Source organism: Arthrobacter sp. D2-10 (genome assembly GCF_054161285.1).
Map to the genome: position 1 here is coordinate 1,132,202 of NZ_CP096431.1, position 20,204 is coordinate 1,152,405.

General features: G+C 61.7%; 19 protein-coding genes and 1 pseudogene. 15 read left to right on the forward strand and 5 right to left on the reverse strand.

Features of this window, described 5'->3' with window-relative positions:
- Positions 1-117: 117 nt before the first annotated feature.
- From mfd to M1D74_RS05385, 6 genes are all read left to right on the forward strand, one after another.
- Positions 118-3,741 (forward strand): transcription-repair coupling factor, encoded by a 3,624-nt coding sequence (gene mfd, locus M1D74_RS05360; RefSeq protein WP_458116761.1) that lies wholly within the window; start codon positions 118-120, stop codon positions 3,739-3,741.
- Between the two features lie 393 nt (positions 3,742-4,134).
- Complete coding sequence (locus tag M1D74_RS05365; protein WP_458116762.1) at positions 4,135-4,935, forward strand: hypothetical protein; 801 nt, start codon at positions 4,135-4,137, stop codon at positions 4,933-4,935.
- 120 nt (positions 4,936-5,055) lie between these two features.
- A complete protein-coding gene (locus tag M1D74_RS05370; RefSeq protein WP_458116763.1) occupies positions 5,056-5,499 on the forward strand; it encodes a hypothetical protein in 444 nt (147 codons plus the stop codon).
- Positions 5,500-5,528: 29 nt separating this feature from the next.
- Positions 5,529-7,268 carry a hypothetical protein gene (locus tag M1D74_RS05375; protein ID WP_458116764.1) on the forward strand — a complete coding sequence of 580 codons (1,740 nt, stop codon included), beginning with the start codon at positions 5,529-5,531 and terminating at the stop codon, positions 7,266-7,268.
- A 365-nt stretch (positions 7,269-7,633) separates the two neighbouring features.
- A complete protein-coding gene (locus M1D74_RS05380) occupies positions 7,634-8,221 on the forward strand; it encodes a hypothetical protein (RefSeq protein WP_458116765.1) in 588 nt (195 codons plus the stop codon).
- Between the two features lie 2 nt (positions 8,222-8,223).
- Positions 8,224-9,780 carry an AAA family ATPase gene (locus tag M1D74_RS05385; protein ID WP_458116766.1) on the forward strand — a complete coding sequence of 519 codons (1,557 nt, stop codon included), beginning with the start codon at positions 8,224-8,226 and terminating at the stop codon, positions 9,778-9,780.
- A gap of 45 nt (positions 9,781-9,825) precedes the next feature.
- Here the strand turns inward: M1D74_RS05385 and M1D74_RS05390 are convergent, their stop codons facing one another.
- On the reverse strand, positions 9,826-10,512 hold the full coding sequence (locus M1D74_RS05390) for a hypothetical protein (RefSeq protein ID WP_458117218.1): 687 nt from the start codon (positions 10,510-10,512) through the stop codon (positions 9,826-9,828).
- Between the two features lie 429 nt (positions 10,513-10,941).
- Positions 10,942-10,992: pseudogene (locus M1D74_RS05395) on the reverse strand (hypothetical protein); the annotation flags it as partial.
- A gap of 468 nt (positions 10,993-11,460) precedes the next feature.
- On the opposite strand from M1D74_RS05395, the gene M1D74_RS05400 reads away from it, so the two are divergent.
- The 9 genes from M1D74_RS05400 to M1D74_RS05440 all read left to right on the forward strand — a co-directional run bounded on the left by M1D74_RS05400 (position 11,461) and on the right by M1D74_RS05440 (position 19,199).
- Positions 11,461-11,994 carry an alternate-type signal peptide domain-containing protein gene (locus M1D74_RS05400; RefSeq protein ID WP_458116767.1) on the forward strand — a complete coding sequence of 178 codons (534 nt, stop codon included), beginning with the start codon at positions 11,461-11,463 and terminating at the stop codon, positions 11,992-11,994.
- Between the two features lie 46 nt (positions 11,995-12,040).
- On the forward strand, positions 12,041-12,610 hold the full coding sequence (locus M1D74_RS05405; RefSeq protein WP_458116768.1) for a hypothetical protein: 570 nt from the start codon (positions 12,041-12,043) through the stop codon (positions 12,608-12,610).
- Positions 12,607-13,194 carry a signal peptidase I gene (locus M1D74_RS05410; RefSeq protein WP_458116769.1) on the forward strand — a complete coding sequence of 196 codons (588 nt, stop codon included), beginning with the start codon at positions 12,607-12,609 and terminating at the stop codon, positions 13,192-13,194. Before M1D74_RS05405 ends, M1D74_RS05410 begins: the two co-directional genes overlap by 4 nt.
- Positions 13,191-13,931 carry an LPXTG cell wall anchor domain-containing protein gene (locus M1D74_RS05415; protein WP_458116770.1) on the forward strand — a complete coding sequence of 247 codons (741 nt, stop codon included), beginning with the start codon at positions 13,191-13,193 and terminating at the stop codon, positions 13,929-13,931. Before M1D74_RS05410 ends, M1D74_RS05415 begins: the two co-directional genes overlap by 4 nt.
- Entirely contained in the window at positions 13,903-14,547 is a 645-nt protein-coding gene (locus tag M1D74_RS05420; protein WP_458116771.1) for a TasA family protein, read from the forward strand. The genes M1D74_RS05415 and M1D74_RS05420 overlap by 29 nt, the downstream gene beginning before the upstream one ends.
- A 1-nt stretch (position 14,548) precedes the next feature.
- Positions 14,549-15,604: a signal peptidase I gene (locus M1D74_RS05425; RefSeq protein WP_458116772.1), complete on the forward strand. Its 1,056-nt coding sequence runs from the start codon at positions 14,549-14,551 to the stop codon at positions 15,602-15,604.
- Positions 15,605-15,821: 217 nt separating this feature from the next.
- The gene (deoC, locus tag M1D74_RS05430) at positions 15,822-16,838 is read left to right on the forward strand and encodes a deoxyribose-phosphate aldolase (RefSeq protein WP_458116773.1); all 1,017 of its coding nucleotides are present in this window, start codon (positions 15,822-15,824) and stop codon (positions 16,836-16,838) included.
- Positions 16,839-16,848: 10 nt separating this feature from the next.
- Positions 16,849-18,321, forward strand: a complete 1,473-nt coding sequence (locus M1D74_RS05435) for an aldehyde dehydrogenase family protein (protein WP_458116774.1) — start codon at positions 16,849-16,851, stop codon at positions 18,319-18,321.
- The gene (locus tag M1D74_RS05440; protein ID WP_458116775.1) at positions 18,318-19,199 is read left to right on the forward strand and encodes an aldehyde dehydrogenase family protein; all 882 of its coding nucleotides are present in this window, start codon (positions 18,318-18,320) and stop codon (positions 19,197-19,199) included. Before M1D74_RS05435 ends, M1D74_RS05440 begins: the two co-directional genes overlap by 4 nt.
- Before the next feature lie 68 nt (positions 19,200-19,267).
- Here the strand turns inward: M1D74_RS05440 and M1D74_RS05445 are convergent, their stop codons facing one another.
- Genes M1D74_RS05445 through M1D74_RS05455 form a run of 3 tightly spaced genes read right to left on the reverse strand, consistent with a single transcriptional unit; the run spans position 19,268 to position 20,134 of the window.
- Positions 19,268-19,672: a DUF1304 domain-containing protein gene (locus M1D74_RS05445; RefSeq protein WP_458116776.1), complete on the reverse strand. Its 405-nt coding sequence runs from the start codon at positions 19,670-19,672 to the stop codon at positions 19,268-19,270.
- A complete protein-coding gene (locus tag M1D74_RS05450; RefSeq protein WP_458116777.1) occupies positions 19,669-19,821 on the reverse strand; it encodes a hypothetical protein in 153 nt (50 codons plus the stop codon). The genes M1D74_RS05445 and M1D74_RS05450 overlap by 4 nt, the downstream gene beginning before the upstream one ends.
- A 46-nt stretch (positions 19,822-19,867) precedes the next feature.
- Entirely contained in the window at positions 19,868-20,134 is a 267-nt protein-coding gene (locus M1D74_RS05455) for a hypothetical protein (protein ID WP_458116778.1), read from the reverse strand.
- Between the last annotated feature and the right edge of the window lie 70 nt (positions 20,135-20,204).

The window sequence follows — 20,204 nt, forward strand, 5'->3', positions numbered from 1 at the left end:
CGGGCACCGATCGGTGCTGCACGGTAAGGTTAACGCCGACTCCCGGGATTCTTCGCGAATTTCGGGCTTTCGTGTTGTCTACGTCCCGTGTTGTTCCAAATCCGGCGAAGGATTGTCATGGCCCCCAACGGACCCACGCTCAACGGCCTCCGCGCTGCCCTGCAGGAGGACCCCACCTTCGCCCGCGTGCGCACCAACGCATCCCGCTCCGTCGCTGACCGCAGCACAGACCTCCAGATCGGCGCCCCCACCGGGCTGCGCGCCGCACTGCTGGCTGAAATGGTGGACGGCCTCGCGACAGCAGCCGACGACGGCGGCAGCGGCGTGCCGCAGGCGGTGGTCGTAGCGGTCACCGCCACCGGGCGGGAGGCCGAGGATCTTGCAGCTGCGCTGCGCAGCTACCTGCCGGCGTCGTCGATCGAAGAGTTCCCGAGTTGGGAAACCCTGCCGCATGAGCGGCTTTCGCCCCGTTCTGACACGGTGGGCCGGCGCCTGTCGGTCCTGCGGCGGCTCGCACACCCGGGGGCTGACCCGGTGCGGGTTATCACCGCACCGATCCGCGCCGTCGTGCAGCCGCTGGTCGCGGGCCTGGGCCAGCTGGAGCCGGTTGCGTTGAAGGTGGGCGAGGAGCGCGAGTTCGATGAGGTTGTCCGTGCGCTCGCCGACGCCGCGTACTCGCGGGTGGACATGGTGACGCACCGCGGCGAATTTGCGGTCCGCGGCGGCATCATCGACGTCTTCCCGCCCACCGAGGACCACCCGATCCGCGTCGAGTTCTTCGGCGACGAGGTTGACCAGATGCGCTGGTTCGCCGTTGCCGACCAGCGCTCGCTGCCCACCGACGGTGACCGGGGTGCTCCGACCGAACTATATGCGCCGCCATGCCGTGAGCTGCTGATTACGCCGTCGGTCATGTCCCGAGCGGCGAAGCTGAAGGATCAGCTGCCCGCGGCGGCCGGGATGCTGGAGAAGATCGCCGGCGGGATCGCCGTCGAGGGCATGGAGTCCCTCGCGCCGGTGCTGGTCGACGCCATGGTGCCGTTTGTCGGCGAGCTGCCCGCCGGGTCGATCGCTGTCGTCGTCGAGCCGGAAAAGGTGCGTGCGCGCGCCCATGACCTCGAGACGACCAACGAGGAATTCCTCCAGGCTGCGTGGGCTACAGCGTCCGACGGCGGTGCGGCGCCCGTTGATCTGAGCGGACAGTTGGGCTCGGATCTGGAGGCAGCGAGCTTCCGGTCCCTGACCGACACGCGGTCGTCGGCGCTCGCGAATGATGTTGCGTGGTGGGCGATCACGTCCTTCGGCTCCGATGACCTGTTGACCGACGTCGACAGTTTCACCGTTGCCGCCCGCGAACCGCGCGGGTACCAGGGCGACGTCGCCGAGATGATGGAATTCATCGGCGGGCGCGTGCGTGACCAGTGGCGCGTCGTCGTCGCCACCGAAGGTCCCGGTCCGGCTCAGCGCCTGGCCGAGCTGTTCCACGATGCCGACATCCCGGCGTCGCGCGTTGAGTCCCTCGACGGCACACCGCAGCCGGGAATCATCGAGATCACCACCGGGTGCGAGGGCCGCGGCTTCGTGCTCGACGGGCTGAAGCTCGGCCTGCTGACCGAGGCCGACCTGCTGGGCCGCACCACGGCTTCGGGCACCCGCGACATGCGGAAGATGCCCTCGAAGCGTCGAAACGCCGTCGACCCCTTGCAGCTGCGCGAAGGCGACTTCGTGGTGCACGAGCAGCACGGTGTGGCGCGGTTCGTGGAGCTGATTCAGCGGTCGACGGGCGCGGGACCTACAAAGACCATCCGCGAATACCTGGTGCTGGAGTACGCGCCGTCCAAGCGGGGGGCGCCGGGAGACCGGCTGTTCGTGCCGACGGACCAGCTGGACCAGGTGACCCGATACGTCGGCGGTGATACGCCTGCGCTCTCGAAGATGGGCGGTTCGGACTGGGCGAAGACCAAGAGCCAGGCGCGCAAGGCCGTCAAGGAGATCGCCGGGGAGCTGATTCGGCTGTACTCGGCGCGGATGGCGTCCCGCGGGCACGCGTTTGCGCCGGACACGCCGTGGCAGCGGGAGCTCGAAGAGGCGTTCCCGTACATCGAGACGCCGGACCAGCTGACCACGATCAACGAGGTCAAGGCTGACATGGAGCGGGAAGTTCCCATGGACCGTCTGGTGTCCGGCGACGTGGGCTACGGCAAGACCGAAATCGCCGTCCGGGCCGCGTTCAAGGCGGTGCAGGACGGGAAGCAGGTGGCCGTCCTGGTGCCGACCACGCTGCTGGTGCAGCAGCACTTCGAGACGTTCTCCGAGCGGTTCTCAGGATTCCCGGTGCGCATCCGTGCACTGTCCCGGTTCCAGACCTCCAAGGAGTCCAAGGAAACGGTGGAGGGGCTCAAGAACGGAAGCGTCGACGTCGTCATCGGTACGCACCGGTTGCTCTCCACCGAGGTGCAGTTCAAGGATCTCGGCCTGGTGATCGTGGACGAGGAGCAGCGGTTCGGCGTCGAGCACAAGGAAGCGCTGAAGAAGATGCGCACCAATGTGGACGTGCTCGCCATGAGCGCGACGCCGATTCCGCGAACGCTCGAGATGTCGTTGACCGGGATCCGGGAGACATCGACGCTGGCGACACCGCCGGAGGAGCGGCACCCCGTACTGACGTATGTTGGCCCGTACACGGACAAGCAGACTTCGGCGGCGATCCGGCGTGAGCTGATGCGCGAGGGGCAGGTGTTCTTCGTGCACAACCGGGTGTCGTCGATCGACCGGACTGCGTCCCACCTGCAGCAGCTGGTGCCGGAGGCGCGTGTCGCCGTCGCGCATGGGCAGATGAGCGAGTCGCGGCTGGAGCAGATCATCGTGGACTTCTGGGAGAAGAAGTTCGACGTGCTGGTGTGTACGACGATTATTGAGACCGGCCTGGACATCTCGAACGCGAACACGCTGATCGTGGACCGCGCCGACAACTACGGCCTGTCGCAGCTGCACCAGCTGCGCGGCCGTGTGGGGCGTGGGCGCGAGCGGGCGTACGCGTATTTCCTGTACCCGTCGGAGAAGCCGCTGGGTGAGGTGGCGCTGGAGCGGTTGAAGGCCGTCGCGTCGCATAACGAGCTCGGCGCCGGTATGCAGTTGGCCATGAAGGACCTCGAGATCCGCGGTGCTGGCAACCTGCTGGGTGGTGAGCAGTCCGGGCACATCGCCGGTGTGGGCTTCGACCTCTATATACGGCTGGTCGGCGAGGCAGTGGCGAACTTCCGCGGCGAGGCCGAGGAGAAGGCCGCGGAGATGAAGATCGAGCTGCCCGTCAACGCACACCTGCCCCACGACTACGTGCCGGGGGAGCGGCTGCGGCTCGAGGCGTACCGGAAGCTGGCGTCTGCCTCGACCGATGGTGCGATCGACGAGGTGGTGGAGGAGCTTCGCGATCGGTACGGCGACCTGCCCGCTCCCGTGGTGAACCTCGTGTCTGTTGCTCGGTTCCGGGTGCGTGCTCGGGCTGTGGGCCTGACCGACGTCGCGATGCAGGGCAACTTCATCAAGTTCGCCCCGGCCAACCTGCCGGAGTCGAAGGAAATGCGCCTGAAGCGGATGTACCCGGGTGCATCGGTGAAGCCCGCGATGAACGCGGCGCTGATTCCGAAGCCGAAGACGTCGTCCATCGGTGGGCGGGACCTCGCCGATGCCGCGATCCTCGAGTGGGCGCAGAACGTCGTGGATGCGGTGTTCGCGGCCTAGGGCTCTTCACTCGCGGGCCGGTTCCCCCTGGTTTCTGAGCTTTGCCTGCGGACCGGATTGCCCAGGTTCTGAGCCGGCCTGCGGCGTGTCGGCGGGGACACGCCGTCGTTGTCGGGGTTCTGCGGCGAGAAGGTGGGCAATCCGGGCCGGGTGCCAGCGAGCGGTAGGTTCGGGCTGGATGACGGTGGAGCTTTAGCCGCTCTCGCGTCATATAGCGGTCAGTACGCCCTCGCTCTTGTCTGTTCCTGACTGCTATGTGCTTAATTAGCTTGCTTCACTTGGCACTAACAAAACGGCCAAGACAATGGTTTCACTTCGCGCGCTGGTGCTCGAAGTTGACCGCGCGAAAAATGGGGGAATAGTGACCGCAAGCAATTCGGTGCCCAAACTGATATGACAGAGGCATTCTCGCTCGTCATCGTTCTTTGTTTCATGGGCGCGCTGTACTATTTCATGCTTCGAGGAGCGACGAACAAGGAGAGCAGCGCTGCCCGTACGTTGCAATTGCTCGGCAATAAGCACGAGAAGATCCCTGAGTTCTTCAGCGGGGTCTTAGTTGCGCTCTGTTTCCTCGAGATTGGCGCCGTTCGTGACGAAGTTTCTGCCCTCATCCTAGGCGCTGGAACAGCCATCCTCTCTGCAGTTTGCGCGTTCGCATGGGGTGCCCTGCGCTTGGTCATACACGCCTTCTATGGGTTTGTCGGGTTGGTTGGAACGGCTTATGCAATCGGCAGATTCGCCGGTCAGGTCCACGATGACTGGGGACGGTTTTTGGCGTTACTGCTTGTTCTTATATTTTTCGCGTGGGGCGCCGCGATCGCTTTTGCCGCGGGGCGCTTGCAGGTCAAGTCAGCGCTTGGGCTGTTCGGATCCGTCCAGCTGCTGATCTTTCTAGCTTCTCCCCTTGCTACCCAAATTCTGACCGACCAGGGTGCGTTGCTTCTTAGCCTGATTGGCGGCGTGATAATGGGACTCGTGTCCGGGATGAATTCTGTATGGGTTGAAATCTCTGCTTCCATCGTGATTTCGTTTGAGTCCTTTATGGTTTTTTCCGGGGCCTTCGTGGACTCCTCGGGCACCCTGATTTCTGTCGCGGAATCGAACGCCAGGATCCTGATTCTGCTCGGATTCTTTGTTCCATTCGTGCTAATACGCCTTGTGGGAACACGGCTGCGGGCGAACGTCATTCGATGAGCGTCTCGACTAACAAAGTGCGCTGGAGCTTCCCCCGGGAGTTCACTCCGGGGATTGACGCATCGGGCAGAGGGGGAGGACAGCATGAGCCAAGAACCTAGGTTCAGGCGGAGGATTGTGTTGAATTCTGGTCTGTCGCCGGTGGCCTCACAGGTGCACAACGCCTCTGGAAACGCTACGGGTTTCGTCTCTGCCGCGGAACTGACCCGACGACGCAGGCAGGTCAGAGACACGGACCTGCTGGAGGCGGTCAAGCGCCTCGATGCCGAGCCCTCGCTTGAAGCGCAGTTGAAACTCCTTGAGTGGCTTCAACAGGAGTATGACGCGCGGGGCGGCGGCCCGCTCCTCGGTCTGTTCTCCCGCTGCTACCTCGGACCGCCTTACGTGGATCACATGCTCAATCTGATGGGTCAGATTTGCGAGCATTACTCGCTAAGTGAATCGCCCCAAGGACCGTATCTCGCAGCCCGAGCGCTCGCCAAGAACCCTGCCTATGCATATGTCGAGGTGTATGCAGACGGCGTTGTCATTCCTGTTCGAACCGACGGGACTTCAGCCGTTTAGTTTTAGCTTCAAATGAAAGGATCTTCGGAGTGTCAAACGTCAATTTGAGTCCTGTAATTAATGCCGTTGGCCGGGTTGATCAACAAGTGCGTATTCTTCAAACGCACGTTGACCAAGTCCACGCCAGCGTGGGGTCTGTTGCTTCAGATCTCGCCAGTACTTCAGCTGAACTGTCTCAGTTGCGAGCAGAGTTCACGAACTTCGTGCAAGCTGCTGAGAGATCAGCTAATGTGCAGCGCTCCGAAACAGTGCTGGGCAACCTGAAGGACGACCTCGAGCGGGAATTCGGTCACTACAACATTGTGCGCCGGTCATCGGTCGGCACGCTGCAGGCCTTTGACATCGGGAACGTGAGCAACAAAACAGTACAAGAGGTCAGCGAACAGTTGATGATTCAGACTCCTCGTTACTGGCTCGCACCGGCGCTTGTCACCCTCGCAGCTTGGTCCCGCGACGACCAACAGTTAGCCGAGAAGTCGTTGGACGCCGCATTCGGCCGCGATCAACGAAAGACAAGTCTCTTTTTCGCGCTTGTGCTTCAGCGCCAAGGCCGGCTGGATGCGTCAGTCCGGTGGTTACGCCACTATCTTCATGCTCTGGATCCTCGGGCCCTTACCCGCGAATTTGCCGTGGTTCTTGAAGCATCAGCGCAAGGTGCTTTCGGACCGGCAGGTCGCGATTTGATCAGCAGCCAACTAAACGCCTGGACGGAACAGGTGCGGAAGGACCCGGCCATCGTTGAGGAGCAAGTCGGTAAGTGGCGCGCGGAGATAGAAACCCAACGAGGATCTCTTCCTGATTCTTCCTATCCGGCGTTAGCTGCCGTAAGTCCCCAATGGCCTCAGGTGAAGGACACACTGGAGCGTGCTTCCGCCTTGCAGTTTGTCGACGGAAAGTTCAGGACTTTGCTCGAACGCCCATCCGAGCTGACTACAACTGTTCAGGACAGGATGGATGATCTCCTGGAAGTCCTCGTTACCGAGTATGACGGCGAAGAACTGCCTCTTAGGCGCAAGGTCATGTACCACGAGGCTGTCGTGGAATCTAATGGCGATTTGGTGCGCGCGAAGGAGGTAGCAGATGCTGAGAGTCAAGCTCTGGAAGAAACGTTGGATGTACTGTCCATCCAAACTCATGCCGCCTTACAGCCTCACCTGCTCGGCGTTAGCGAGGATACACAAAAAGTGTCCGTCGGCGCCGGAAAGCAAGACTTCAAGGTAGCTCTTGGTCGATACACAATGGAATACCGGCAGAGGTTTCTGGCGGACGTGGATATCGACCTCGGTTCGAACCATTCCGGCTATGCTTCTTCGTTTAGCTTCCCGGGGTGGAAGACGTCAACAGCGACTCCTGAAGTCGAGGCCGAAGCAGATTTATTCAGGGTGTGGGACGCCACATTCCGCTCGTACATTGAGCGGGTGAGCTTCAAGTACACCGCAGTCATGGTTCCAGCGATTGTGACCGTGGGGCTCATTCTGCTTTTCCTGATTACGGGTTTTTTTGTCGGGGCACTGTTAGCGCTGCTCTTTGGCGGAGGGGTCACCGCTTGGAACGTGTATCAGAAGAAGGCCAAGGCAGATAAAGCGGTTGCTGAGGCAGAAGAAGCCAGAGAAAAGGCTAAGGCAGTGTCGCGGGACCTGTATCGGAGTGCCTGTGCCGAGTTTTTAGATTCGAAATTGACGTATGAAGATGAAGATTCCAAGGAGAAGCACCTGTTGGAGCTCATCGAAATATGGCCGTCCATCCGAACTCTGAAGGAGAGCATCTAGCGATGTCAAGCACCATTTGCGCCGCATGTTCGGCTGACCTGGGTGACCAGCCACCGAAATTCTGTACCTCGTGTGGCGCGCCAGTCGCCTTGGGGTCCAAGGACCGCGCGCCCGAGACTGAACCGGCCCCCGAGATTCCGGAAGGCATAGTACGACGTCGGAGAGCGGCGTTTGCACCGCCTACGCCGTCATCGGCGAGCGAAGGACCGACGATTTCAAGAAGTTGGGCACTTTCGGGTTCTGTCAGTGGGAACAGGCAACTTTCGCGGCAGCGGAAAATTGCAGGAAGCTTGCCCGAATGGGATCCGCTTCCACCCGGAGAGATGCTAGTCCGCCGAAACTCACTCTGAAGGTAGGGAATAGGGTTGGGTCAGGGGCTTTACGAGTCGTGGGTGCTGGCGTTACGTAAGTGGGGTAAGGATCCCAGCTACGACCTCTCGAATCTGCCGCCGTTGTCAGTCGATTCCTTCGATCCTCGGACCTACCAACGCTTGCTAACTCATCTTCACCAGGCCTTGAGCGAGATGATGCAGGCTTGGTCGGCCGACCTTCAGCGATCCTTGAGTGCAGCGTCTGAGGATTACGTCATCGCGCGCGAGCTCGTACGCTTGCGCGGACCGTTGGCGCGAAGGGTGCAGCTAACCGCTCATCCGGGGCTTCCCACCGAGGTCTCTGAGGCTCTTTCAGAACAGACGAGCAATGACATCACCGCGCTGCAGGAAGAACTTGAAAAAAACGTGCTGTCTGCCGCGCAGGGTTCTGTGTCTTCGAGGGCACGTAACGAGCAACTTCTTGCGCTGATTCGCCAGAACAAGCTTACGGCTGTCCTCGATGGGAGCCACAAGGGTGCGCCGGCTCCTACTGAGGCTCCGCAGCGAGCGGACCAGACCGGATATTCAACGGCTGCGGGACGCCGCAGGATTCACATCGAACAAACATCCACGGACGAGTAAAAATGCCAAATCTGATACAGACCAGTGAGACACTTCTTCGCTTCCTGAAAGCACGCGTCCCGTTGATCGTGCTGCGCTCTGATGAGCGCGGCCGAGCAATGGACGTGCTCAACTCGGTAAGCAGTCAGCTGCGCTCGATGCCGTTTTTTGTGCATTCCCGTACCACAGGCGTTCAGGACTTATATAGTGGCGCGGCCATATCCGATGACCGTTCGCTTCCAGGTGCACTGGAATACGCCACTCAGACTTTTTCTTCTCGGGAGAACGCAAACTTCATCTTCACCGACGTCGAGGACATTGATGGGGAAAGCTCAACGGCGCGACACTTCGCCGAGATCGCTAGGTTGGCGGAAAATCGCTCCGGTTCCATAATCCTCATCGTCGCAACTCCGGTCTGGTCTGGGTTGAGTCGCTTAGGCATGACAGCGACACTCGATCTACCAAGCGAAGAAGAGCTTCACGAGGTGATTAGCGCGCTGGTTGACGATCACCGGGCTGTCATGCCGATTGAGTGGGGACAGGAAGAGATTCGTCGCGCGGCCGAGATGCTGGTGGGGGTGACTCAAACGGAGGCAATCAACATCACTACGACGCTTCTGGCTAAAGGATCTCTCAGAACGGATGATGTCGCCGAACTCTCACACTTCAAAGATCAGATCTTCGGTGATCTCAATGGGATCGAAACCGTTAAGCTGCGCGATGATTCTTATCAGATTGGTGGCTTGACCACATTACGATCCTGGCTGCAGCGCAAGAACGAACTCATCAAGGCGGATCTGCGAGGGACGCCCCTGCATCCGCCCAAGGGTGTGTTGTTGGTAGGCGTTCCTGGTTGTGGCAAGTCACTGTCGGCTAAAGCAATTGCAATGGAGTGGAAACTCCCGCTATATCGATTGGATATGGCCTCAGTTCTCGGAATGTACGTCGGTGAATCTGAGCGTCAGCTTCGCGAGGCACTGGAAGCGGCCGACCGTATTGCACCCTGTGTTCTTTGGATCGATGAAATCGAGAAGGGACTTGCGGGGAGCCGAGGCGACTCCGGAACGAGCCGGCGACTTGTTGGCCAATTCTTGTTTTGGTTGCAGGAATCCACGTCGAAGGTCTTTCTGGTAGCAACGGCGAATGACGTCACTTCACTTCCGCCAGAGCTGCTTCGGAAGGGGCGGTTCGACGAAATATTCTTTGTGGACTTGCCGGACGCGGACGACCGGGCCGACATCATCCGTCTCTACTTCGCTAAGTACTTGAATAATGTGCCGTCGGCATCATTAGTCGAGGACCTGGTAGCCCTCTCCGAGGGTTTCGCTGGTTCCGACCTTGAAGCGGTAATCCATGACGTAGCCACCGAGATGTTCATGCATCGGAGCGTCGAAGTCCCGACCGAGGAATACATCAAGCAGGTTTTTGGGAACGTTGTGCCTTTCAGTCGAACGAATCCTGAAGAAGTGGCCGCTATCCGTGCATGGGGACGCGAACGGGCTGTTCCCGCTGGACGGGAGCATCGTGAGCAGGAGTTTGTGGGGCTGCAGGCTGGCCGCCGCGTCGTCGTTATGGATTAGGTCTATGCCGCTCTTAGTGGATGCGCTCTCGGCTTTGAGGGGGTCTCAAGGGCAATCCGCGCGAGCTTCGGCCGGCTCGACGTCGTTCTGAAGCCAAACAGCGGTGCCATTCTCCGCTGCAGCGACGTTGCACAGCTGCGTGATGTCGTGCCCCACGTGAATATATGAGGCATAGATATACTCGCCGCCGCTGCCGTCGCTGGATGGTCGGTTGAAGGCGTCGCAAGACAGGTCGGTACGGAGGTATTCGGCGGAGGGGTGCGTATCGAGCACATTTTGAATGTCTTCTTTCGAAGCTTCAGGGCCAAAGCTGTTCGTTAGGATCACAACGCCCGCACCATCGCATTCCGGGAATGATATCGGTTTTACAAGTCCAAGCTCGCCCGGGATGAAAGGGTCCTCGTCTGGGGTTAGCCAAGTAAGAACTGCTTCGCTCGCGAGCACGCCTGAATTCGTCACAATGTCGAAGGTGTCAGGCCCTAGCTCATACCTGGTATCTTGAGCCAAGCCGGCGTATCCATTCGATGTTTTCTCCGCCGGAGTGGTGACTGTAAGACCAGTCATCTTGTCCATTCCCCGGTATTCGTAATCACCATCGACGGCGCAGATTACCCCTCTGAAATTTTGCGAGTCTGCCAACGTGACGAAGCGGCCCTCAGTCTGGCAGTAAGCGGCGTCGAGTGCCGTGCTGGCCCAACCCGACGCGGCGAAGTCCGGAAGGTCCGTTGTCACAGCCGTGGCCAAGCCAGTGGGGCTCGCAGTGGGACCAGGTACCGGTGCGGACGAGGAGGTGGAAGACAGCGCGTTGGTAGTCGGGCTGGGCGACTCGACTGGAGGCGTCGGCGAGTCTATAACTGAGGGCTGCTCAAATGTAGGCGCAGTGTCCACCGCTGCTTCCGTGCCACCATTGTCGATTAGTTGAGTAGCGACAACACCAACAAGAACGAGCAAACCTGCACCGGCCGCACCGATTTTGGTCCAGGGTGCCTTTCGCGCAGGGTCATTTCCCGTTGTCGGCTCATTGCTGCTGCTAATACGTTCCACAGGAGCGCTCTTGGGAAAGACACCGATGTTGTCCTTCGGACCTGCTGTTTGGCGCGCCAGGAATTCGGTGGGAGGTGCTACTGCGGAAATCCGTGCGCCGCATTCGCCGCAAAATAATGCCGTAGGGGAAAGAGGATTCCCGCATGTTGGGCAACTGGTAACGGCCATTATTCTCCCAACAGTAAGGTCAACCCCGCAACAAATCCCTCCTCGGGTACGGATAGGGCTGATTCTAGGGTGTTGGAATGACGGAAGACAACGAATCGAAGGGGCCGGCGAAAGTGTTACGCCGTCGTCCGTATTTGGTGACAGCGCTGCTCAAGCGATGTACTCGCTCGATTTCTCTTCAACGCAGAACATGATCGACGCGGTGCAACTGCGGCTTTGTCGTGCCAGCCGGTCCCCACGGGTTCCAGCTGCCGGAAACGCGTCCGTCACCGGAGAGATCTGCGGTGAGACGGATCCCGGCGTCGCCTGGCACGAAGGGCGATTCACACTTTCAGCATTTCGAGGGGACTTGAAGCTTTGGGGAACCATGAGGGTATTCCAAGCTTTATCTTGAAGTTTCATCTATACGTTTGGCTTATCGGGGCCATCCTAGGGACGGGCCTCCAAACTTAGAGAAGGTCTCGCATTATGAATAAAGTAACCAAAGGTACGCTCGCGGCGGCAGCAGCCGGCGCACTGCTCCTCGGTGGTGCCGGAACGTACGCGACGTGGTCTGATAACGCAACCCTGAACGCGGGCAACGTCGACACAGGTAGCCTCACGATGGAAGCTACGACCGAGGGCTGGACCTACGACGACATTAATGTCGTGACCGATCCTGTCATAGTGACCAATCCTGTCATTGTTCCCGGTGACGAGCTCACCGCTGTTTACAAGGTGTCGGTCGACACTACGGGTGACAACATTGAAGCCGATCTGCAATTAGTTGGTGGAACCGCCGCTCTTCCCGCCGGCGTCGAAGTTGAATACGTCGTAACGACGGCTGAAACAGAGGATTTGACTTCGACGCTTTCTCCTACCGGAACAGCGGTGACCTTTGCTGACGCGGCTGATTATGACTTCACGGTGGAAGTTGTCCTGACCACCTCGGACACGGTTGAGGTTGCTCAGCTTGCAGATATCAATCTCGCCGGCGCCCAGCTGACCCTGACCCAGTCCTAATAACCAACCTTCGGCACCCTGACGCCCGAGACAGTTCGGCGGGGAAATGAAGAAGAAACTGTGGCTTGCGGTAGCCGGGACAGTGGTGCTCATCGTCGTTGCGACGACGGGCACCACGGGAGCTCTCTGGCATGACGAGGCAGAGCTCAATCCCGGACTTGTTACCACCGGCAGCCTCGAACTGCTCGCTGGGGGTGAGCCAGTAACCTTCCCGTTCGACGCATTGACTGCAAAAAATCTAGCGCCCGGGGATGCGGTCACCGCTCCGCTGACTATCACCAACAGCGGATCCACGAAGATGACGTACAAGCTGGAAAGTGTGTCAACTGGCGCGGCTAATGCAGCGACGTCGTCGACTTCCGATAGCGAGCTTGCGTCGGCGCTCACGCTGTCGGTCTCAGATGACGCAACTTGTGACGGAACTGCACCGGAGAGCGGCGTCGAGACGCTATACGAAGGGGCACTGTCGACTGGTAGCTCCGCCGTTAGGCCGCTGGCGCCGTCGTCGTCGGTGGAATTATGCATCACCGTCGCATTGCAGGAGGAGGCTCCGGCCACAGCTTCCACAGGAGCCATAAGCGCAACATTCATCTTCAGGGGGGATCAGGTCCAGTGACGCACTCCAAGCACCGCAACGCACCGGAGAAGACCGGTGTGTTGTCGTGGCTTGGTCAGGTCCTCTCCTGGATGTGTCTCTTGATAGTTCTCGGTCTCGTTGCCGTGATGGTCGTTATTCCGCAGCTGTTCGGCTCGGGCTCTTACACCGTTCTCACGGGGTCGATGCGACCGGGCATGCCGCCCGGGAGTCTCATTGTCACCAAGGAAGCCAACCCTGAGGAACTGCACATCGGCGAGGCGATCACGTACCAGATCCGCTCGGGGGAACCGGCGGTCGTCACGCACCGCATCATTGCCCGTACCTCCAGCAGCGATGGCGTCACCTTCACTACACAGGGCGACGCCAGCCCTTCCCCGGACGAGGAGCAGGTGCGTCCGGAGCAGATTCGCGGCGTCGTCTGGTACAGCCTTCCGCTGGTCGGATATGTCAATGGGTTGTTGACGGGCGAGCAGCGTATCTGGGCGGTGGGCGGCGCCGTCGTCCTATTGCTCAGCTATACAGCCTTCATGTTCGGTAGCGCCTTGATTGAGGGTGCGCGGCCTCGTCGATCGGCCGGATCCGCCGCGGGTGGTGTCCAATGAGGAACCGACTGTGGGCAGCGGCTGTTATCTCCGCCGGACTCGTGGGCGTTGGCGCGATGCCGGCAGTTGCGGCGGATCCCTTGTTGTTCAGTCTTGATGGCGAGGAATGGGCCACCGAACTGACGGACCCAATCTTCGACGAGACACCGGTGCTCGTGCCCGGAGATGAAGCTTCGGGAAGTTTTTGGGTGCGAAACGCAAGTGCAGACCCGGCTGACCTGAAAGTCGCGCTCGTTACGGACTGGCCGACCGATGGCGCGGAACCGCAGGGACTATGGGTTAGCGCAGTTATGGATGACGCGCCCGCGGTATCCGGTGGTGGCACTGACCGGGTGCTACTGGTACTCGACAGCATGGACGCACTCGATAGCCGGAAAGTCACTGTCACCGTGGGTCTCCATGCAGCTGCCGGCAACAGCAGTCAGAACGTGAGTCGACCGATGGCCTTCGACGTGCGCTTGACCCAGTCGATTCCGGATACAGCGCCGGGTATCGATGATCCTGTTTCTCCTGCACCGGACGACGGTTCCGATGTTGTTGCGTCTGTACCTGACCGGTCCGTGAACAAGCCTGAAGCACGTACCGGCGAGCCATTCGGCACGCTTGCCGATACGGGTTTCACCGCTCTATGGGTGGCAGTGGCCGGAGCGGCGCTAGCCGCAGGAGGTCTCCTGGCTGTGGCTTGGGGTCGCAAGAAGAAGAGCACTAGTGAAGAAGGTAGCCATGGGGCGGCATAATCCAACTACAGCGCGGCGCTCGGCAGGGCCCGCAGGAGTTCGCGTCCGTGCGCTTCTATCGCTCGGCATGGTTGTCGGACTCGGTGCTGTGGGGACCCTCGCAGCCTGGTCGGATGAGGCGACGGCGACAGCGACGTTCAGCGCGGGGGAACTGGATCTGCAGCTCGCGGGGGACGCTGACGACGAAGTTGCGCTCACCTCCGTAAGCGTCAGCAACATGTACCCGGGATCGAGCTGGGCTGGCATGATCAACGTTGCCAACAAAGGTACGTTGCCATTCGAGTACTCGTTGGCCAGCAGCTTCGCAGACATCGACGGCGGCGTACTGGGTGCAGGCGTGCCAGCGACCGCGGGTCAGCCTGCGTACCCAGGCTTGCAGGTGCAGGTGTACTCCGGTGGAGTGGTAACAAACACGGCGACACAGGGCACATGTTCCGGTGATCTGGTCGGCGGCGGGCCGCTCGGCGGAGTTCTTTTCAGCGAGAGGGGGCCCTTGAATCGAGATGCGTTCGAAGACCTGTGCATTCGTCTGAGCCTACCGTTGGAGGCTTCGAACGAAATGCAGGGAGACAGCACAAAAGTCACCTTGACCTTCAACGCGGGCCAGGTTTCCTGACATGCGGCTTAGCCTGACGCGGAACGTTCTCCTCACCGTCGGCGCGGTATTGGGCTCGCTGTGCCTGATTGCCGCGCTGGCAGGCGTGCTCTTCGGGATCAAGCCGCTCATGTTCAAGTCCGGCTCGATGGAACCCACCATCGCGACTGGCGGACTCGCGCTGAGCGTCCCGGTACCGGCGGCCGACATCCAGGTGGGTGACATCGTCAGCACGGAAAACTCAAGCGGAACCCGGATCACCCACCGGGTTGCCGCCGTTACACCCGCTGACGGCTACGCCCAGCTGACCTTGAAGGGCGACGCGAACGACGTCGTCGACGCAGAAACCTACGCCGTCACTGAAGTGGATCGGGTCTTCTGGTCCGCCCCGCTGCTCGGTTATGCCGTGGCCTGGCTTAGCAGTCCGGTTGCTCTGTTTATCGGCGGCCTGCTCACGGCGTACCTGCTGTATGTCGCGTTTGGGGGGCGGCCCACACGGGATTCACACGATGGAAGTGGCTCCGATGCTTCAGCGCCTACATCAGGACGCCGTGCGCGGCGCCCCGGGCGACGGCGGAGCAAGCACACGTTTCGTCGGCTGACCGGTATGACAGTCGCTGGCGCCTTGACACTGACTAGCGGAACACTACTTGCGGGAGCGCCGGCGTGGGGAGTATTCCAGGATGAAGCAAAGGCCATGGCAAACTTCGGCGCGAGGACACTGGGGCTGCCCACATTGGAATGTGACGATACGGGCGGCACTCTGCTTATTTTGGGCAGCGAGCAAATTGCATTGACGTGGTCGCATAACCACGGCCCGATCGGCTCAACTGGGTACGTTCTTACCAAGAAGATTGGCTCGACGTTAACGACAGTCGGAGATTATGGGCCGAGCCAAACGTCGCTGATAGTTGATCCGAGCACCATTAGTTCCAGTACCACGGTAAGAGTGACATACGAGCTTTCAGCTAAGTATCAGAACTGGAGATCTCACGTTGCCCGGGTCGAAGCTGAATATCGTCCTCGGAGCGGACTCCTTGGGCTAACTCCAGCCAGCCTAAATTGCATCGATACGTAACTGAACCGACTCTCTCCAACGCACCTGGGAGGGCGGGGAATCTGGTCGGGAAGCGGAACTGCCGCCGTCGTTACCCGGTGGTAAAGTCGTAGCGTCCATGCGGGTCCGATCACCTGTCCCGACGCTATCGATACCCCCGGCAAATGAACCGATCAATGGGTGCGGCGGGAACCGTTCCACGCATGGCAGCGAACAGAAGTATGGAGAACATGTGACCATGGAAACCACGCGCGCCGGAACCACTGTTGCACCGGCGTCGAGGGCCCTGGACGTGATCGGTGGCGACCTCACCGAACGCAGCCTGCGCCGCTACCTCGAAGGCATTCCGGGCGTCGATGCCGTGGGCCTTGAAGCCCGCGCCGCAGCCCTCGGAACCCGCTCGATCAAGACCACTTCCAAGGCCTGGGCGCTGGACACCATCATCCGGCTCACCGACCTGACCACACTTGAGGGCGCCGATACGCCGGGCAAGGTGAAGTCCCTGGTGGCCAAGGCCCTGGTCCCTGACCCGGACGACATGTCCACCCCGCGCGTCGCCGCCGTGTGCGTATACGGGGACATGGTGCCGCACGCCGTGGAAGCGCTCGGAGCAGCGCACGACGACGGCGCCCCCAACCGCATCAACGTCGCCGCCGTGGCAACCGCCTTCCCCAGCGGCCGCGCGTCCCGCTCCGTGAAGCTCTCCGACACGTCCGACGCCGTCGCTGCCGGAGCCGACGAGATCGACATGGTCATTGACCGCGGCGCGTTCCTTTCCGGCCGCTACGGCCAGGTGTTTGACGAGATCGTCGCCGTCAAGGAAGCGTGCAAGCGCCCCGACGGCACGTACGCCCACCTCAAGGTCATCCTTGAAACCGGCGAGCTGAACACCTACGACAACGTGCGCCGAGCCTCCTGGTTGGGCATCCTCGCCGGCGGTGACTTCATCAAGACGTCCACCGGCAAGGTGACCCCGGCCGCCACGCTGCCCGTCACGCTGTCCATGCTGGAGGTCGTCCGCGACTGGCACCGCCTCACGGGCGAAAAGATCGGCGTGAAGCCCGCCGGCGGCATCCGTGCTTCCAAGGACGCCATCAAGTACCTGGTCACGGTCGCGGAGACTGTGGGGGAGGAGTGGCTGCAGCCGGACCTGTTCCGCTTCGGCGCCTCAAGCCTCCTCAACGACGTGCTCCTGCAGCGCCAGAAGCTCACCAGCGGCCGCTACTCCGGCCCGGCCTACGTCACGATCGACTGAAGGACCAGCCATGACTTTCCTCGACTACGCCCCCGCGCCCGAGTCGGCCGCGATCCTCAACCTCAAAGACGAATACGGCCTGTTCATCAACGGTGAGTTCGTCTCCGGCAATGGGGAGTCCTTCACCACCATCTCCCCGGCCACCGAGAAGCACATCGCTACCGTGTCCTGCGCCAACGAGCAGGATGTGGACACCGCCGTCGCCGCCGCCCGCCGTGCGTATGAAAAGACGTGGTCACGCATGTCCGGTGCGGACCGCGGCAAGTACCTCTTCCGCATCGCCCGCCTGGTGCAGGAACGCGCCCGCGAACTCGCTGTCGCCGAAAGCCTTGACAACGGCAAGCCCATCAAGGAAAGCCGCGACGTCGACATCCCTCTGGTCGCCGCCTGGTTCTTCTACTACGCCGGCTGGGCCGACAAGATCGAGTACGCCGGGATGGGCCCGAACCCGCGTTCGCTCGGCGTCGCTGCCCAGGTGATCCCGTGGAACTTCCCGCTGCTGATGCTCGCGTGGAAGATCGCACCCGCGCTCGCCGCCGGCAACACCGTGGTGCTCAAGCCCGCCGAAACCACCCCGCTGACCGCGCTGCTCTTCGCCGAGATCCTGCAGCAGGCGGACCTGCCGGCCGGCGTCGTCAACATCCTCACCGGCGCAGGTTCCACCGGCTCCGCGCTTGTCAACCACCCGGACGTCAATAAGGTAGCCTTCACGGGCTCGACGGCGGTGGGCCGGGAAATCGCCCGTTCAACCGCCGGCACGTCGAAGAAGCTCACGCTCGAGCTGGGCGGCAAAGGCGCGAACATCGTGTTCGACGACGCCCCGATCGACCAGGCCGTCGAGGGAATCGTCAACGGCATCTTCTTCAACCAGGGCCAGGTCTGCTGTGCCGGCTCACGCCTGCTCGTGCAGGAGTCCATTCACGACGACGTCGTGGACCGGCTCAAAGCCCGCCTCGCCACCCTGCGCGTGGGCGATCCGCTCGACAAGAACACCGACGTCGGCGCCATCAACTCCGCGTCGCAGCTGGGCCGGATGAAGGAGCTTTCCGACATCGGCGAGCAGGAGGGCGCCGAACGCTGGAGCCCCGCGTGCAACCTGCCGTCGGAAGGCTTCTGGTTCCCGCCGACCATCTTCACCAACGTGTCTACCAGCCACCGGATCGCCAGGGACGAGATCTTCGGTCCCGTGCTGTCCGTGCTGACGTTCCGCACACCGGCCGAGGCGATCGCCAAGGCCAACAACACGCCGTACGGCCTGTCCGCGGGCATTTGGACCGACAAGGGCAGCCGCATCCTGGCCGTGGCGGACAAGCTGCGTGCCGGCGTCGTCTGGGCCAACACGTTCAACAAGTTCGATCCGGCCTCGCCGTTCGGCGGGTACAAGGAATCCGGCTACGGACGCGAAGGCGGCAAGCAGGGCCTCCGCGCGTACCTCGCGTCGTCTGCCCCTACCCGCGCTGCTGTTACCGGAGGTGCTCGATGAGCCGCCTGGCTGTCCCCAAGACCTACAAGCTGTACGTCGGCGGCAAGTTCATCCGGAGCGAATCCGGGCGCGTGTACGAGGTTGCGACCACGAAGGGGAGCTTTTCGGTGAGTTCAGTCAACGCCGCGAAGGCCTCCCGGAAGGACGCCCGCGACGCCGTCGTGGCCGCCCGCGGCGCCGTCAGCGGCTGGTCCGGCACCACCGGGTATAACCGCGGGCAGGTGCTGTACCGGATTGCCGAGATTCTCGACGGCCGTCGGGCGCAGTTCGCCGAGGAGATCGCCGAGTTCGAGGGCGTTTCCCTGTCCACGGCAACCGCGCAGGTCGACGAGGCCATCGACCTCTGGGTCTGGTACGCCGGCTGGGCCGACAAGTACGTGCAGGTCGCAGGCAACGGCAACGCCGTGTCGGGCCCGTTCTTCAACCTGTCCGTGCCGGAACCCACCGGCGTTGTCGCCGTCATCGCGCCCCAGGCTGCGGGTGCGCCTGGTTCGCTGCTCGGCTTTGTCCGCGCTGTGGCGCCGGTCCTCGTGAGCGGGAACACCGTCGCCGTTATTCCTTCGGAGCGTTCGCCGCTCGCGGCGCTCAGCCTCGGCGAGGTCTTCGCGACCAGTGACGTGCCGGCAGGCGTCGTGAACATCCTGAGCGGGTCACCGGCGGAGATCGCGCCGTGGCTTGCAGCGCACGCGGACGTCAACGCGCTGGACCTCCTCGGCGCCGGCGAGCTGGACTGGGTAGACCTGCAGATCGCTGCCGCGGACACCCTGAAGCGCGTGCTTCCCCCGGAGCAGGGGCCCGACGCCGGTGCACCCTCCCTGGACCGCATCACCTTCTTCACGGAGACCAAGACGGTGTGGCACACGAAGGGTCTGCTCTAGCCACCTCCGGGAACGGTCGGTCCATCCCACTGAACCACCGGGTTCAGTGGGATCTTCGGTCCAGATTCCTACGCGACGGCAACAGCCACAAGCGCCACGAGCGGGGGAAATCCCTGGCCGATCGCTCCTCCAATCCCTTTCCCGCGCGGACGCCCCATCGCCATGCGGTCAGCGATCACGAGTACCAGGCCCGACAGGAACATGAACCAACACGTGTAGACGACCAGCGTCCGACCAACTGTTTCGTTCCCTGCCATCCAGGCGGCCACCCCGGTGAACGCGCCCAGCCCGAGGAACAGGTTGTAGAACCCCACACCGAACGCCCACAGCCGAACGGCGGGGACGTCGTGGGTAGGAGTGGAGAAGATCCGCTGATGCACTGCGGGCCTGGGAAAGATCAGGGCTTCCCACACGAAGACGAGGACGTGCAGAGCGGCAGCGATCGAGGCGAAGACCCACGCGACGGTGATCATTCCCGCACCCCCGTCCATTCCACGGTCACCCCATGCCGGTCCAGCACCTGCCGAATCTCCGGCTCGACGTCCTGCACAGAGCGTCCGAGCGGTACCGACGAAGCCATGTCGGCATGAAACTTGCCCATCGCTGCCGTCTGGCTGAACACGAGGAACGTGGCCGAGGGTGTCAGGACCGTGAAGGTGTGCAGGGCGCTAGGCGGAATAGCGATGGAGGAACCGGGGCACAGGGTCAAAGCCTTCGCCGTCGACCTGAACCACGATCCGGCCCTGCAGCACATAGTAGGTCTTGGCCCAGCCTGTCCGGTGAGGCGGAGTTGGCTCCTCGCGAGGGGCATCGACCTCAAAGACCTCGTAGGCGCCTTCCGTATGGTCGGCATCGACTTTCAGCGTGAGGGTGGCATCCGGCGCACGCAGTTCGAGGCCGTCACCCGGTTGAAGATGTTGCACTGAGTAGCTCATGCCAGCAACGGTAGGCTCGGCTCTCGCGTGACCATATCCCAGATTGTTGGGGGTGACCGGTCAGCAGATG

Coding starts and splice junctions, on each gene's coding strand:
- mfd (WP_458116761.1), top strand. CDS start 118: ATGGCCCCCAACGGACCCACGCTCAACGGCCTCCGCGCTGCCCTGCAG.
- M1D74_RS05365 (WP_458116762.1), top strand. CDS start 4,135: ATGACAGAGGCATTCTCGCTCGTCATCGTTCTTTGTTTCATGGGCGCG.
- M1D74_RS05385 (WP_458116766.1), top strand. CDS start 8,224: ATGCCAAATCTGATACAGACCAGTGAGACACTTCTTCGCTTCCTGAAA.
- M1D74_RS05400 (WP_458116767.1), top strand. CDS start 11,461: ATGAATAAAGTAACCAAAGGTACGCTCGCGGCGGCAGCAGCCGGCGCA.
- M1D74_RS05405 (WP_458116768.1), top strand. CDS start 12,041: ATGAAGAAGAAACTGTGGCTTGCGGTAGCCGGGACAGTGGTGCTCATC.
- M1D74_RS05415 (WP_458116770.1), top strand. CDS start 13,191: ATGAGGAACCGACTGTGGGCAGCGGCTGTTATCTCCGCCGGACTCGTG.
- M1D74_RS05425 (WP_458116772.1), top strand. CDS start 14,549: ATGCGGCTTAGCCTGACGCGGAACGTTCTCCTCACCGTCGGCGCGGTA.
- deoC (WP_458116773.1), top strand. CDS start 15,822: ATGGAAACCACGCGCGCCGGAACCACTGTTGCACCGGCGTCGAGGGCC.
- M1D74_RS05435 (WP_458116774.1), top strand. CDS start 16,849: ATGACTTTCCTCGACTACGCCCCCGCGCCCGAGTCGGCCGCGATCCTC.
- M1D74_RS05440 (WP_458116775.1), top strand. CDS start 18,318: ATGAGCCGCCTGGCTGTCCCCAAGACCTACAAGCTGTACGTCGGCGGC.
- M1D74_RS05445 (WP_458116776.1), bottom strand. CDS start 19,672: ATGATCACCGTCGCGTGGGTCTTCGCCTCGATCGCTGCCGCTCTGCAC.
- M1D74_RS05455 (WP_458116778.1), bottom strand. CDS start 20,134: ATGAGCTACTCAGTGCAACATCTTCAACCGGGTGACGGCCTCGAACTG.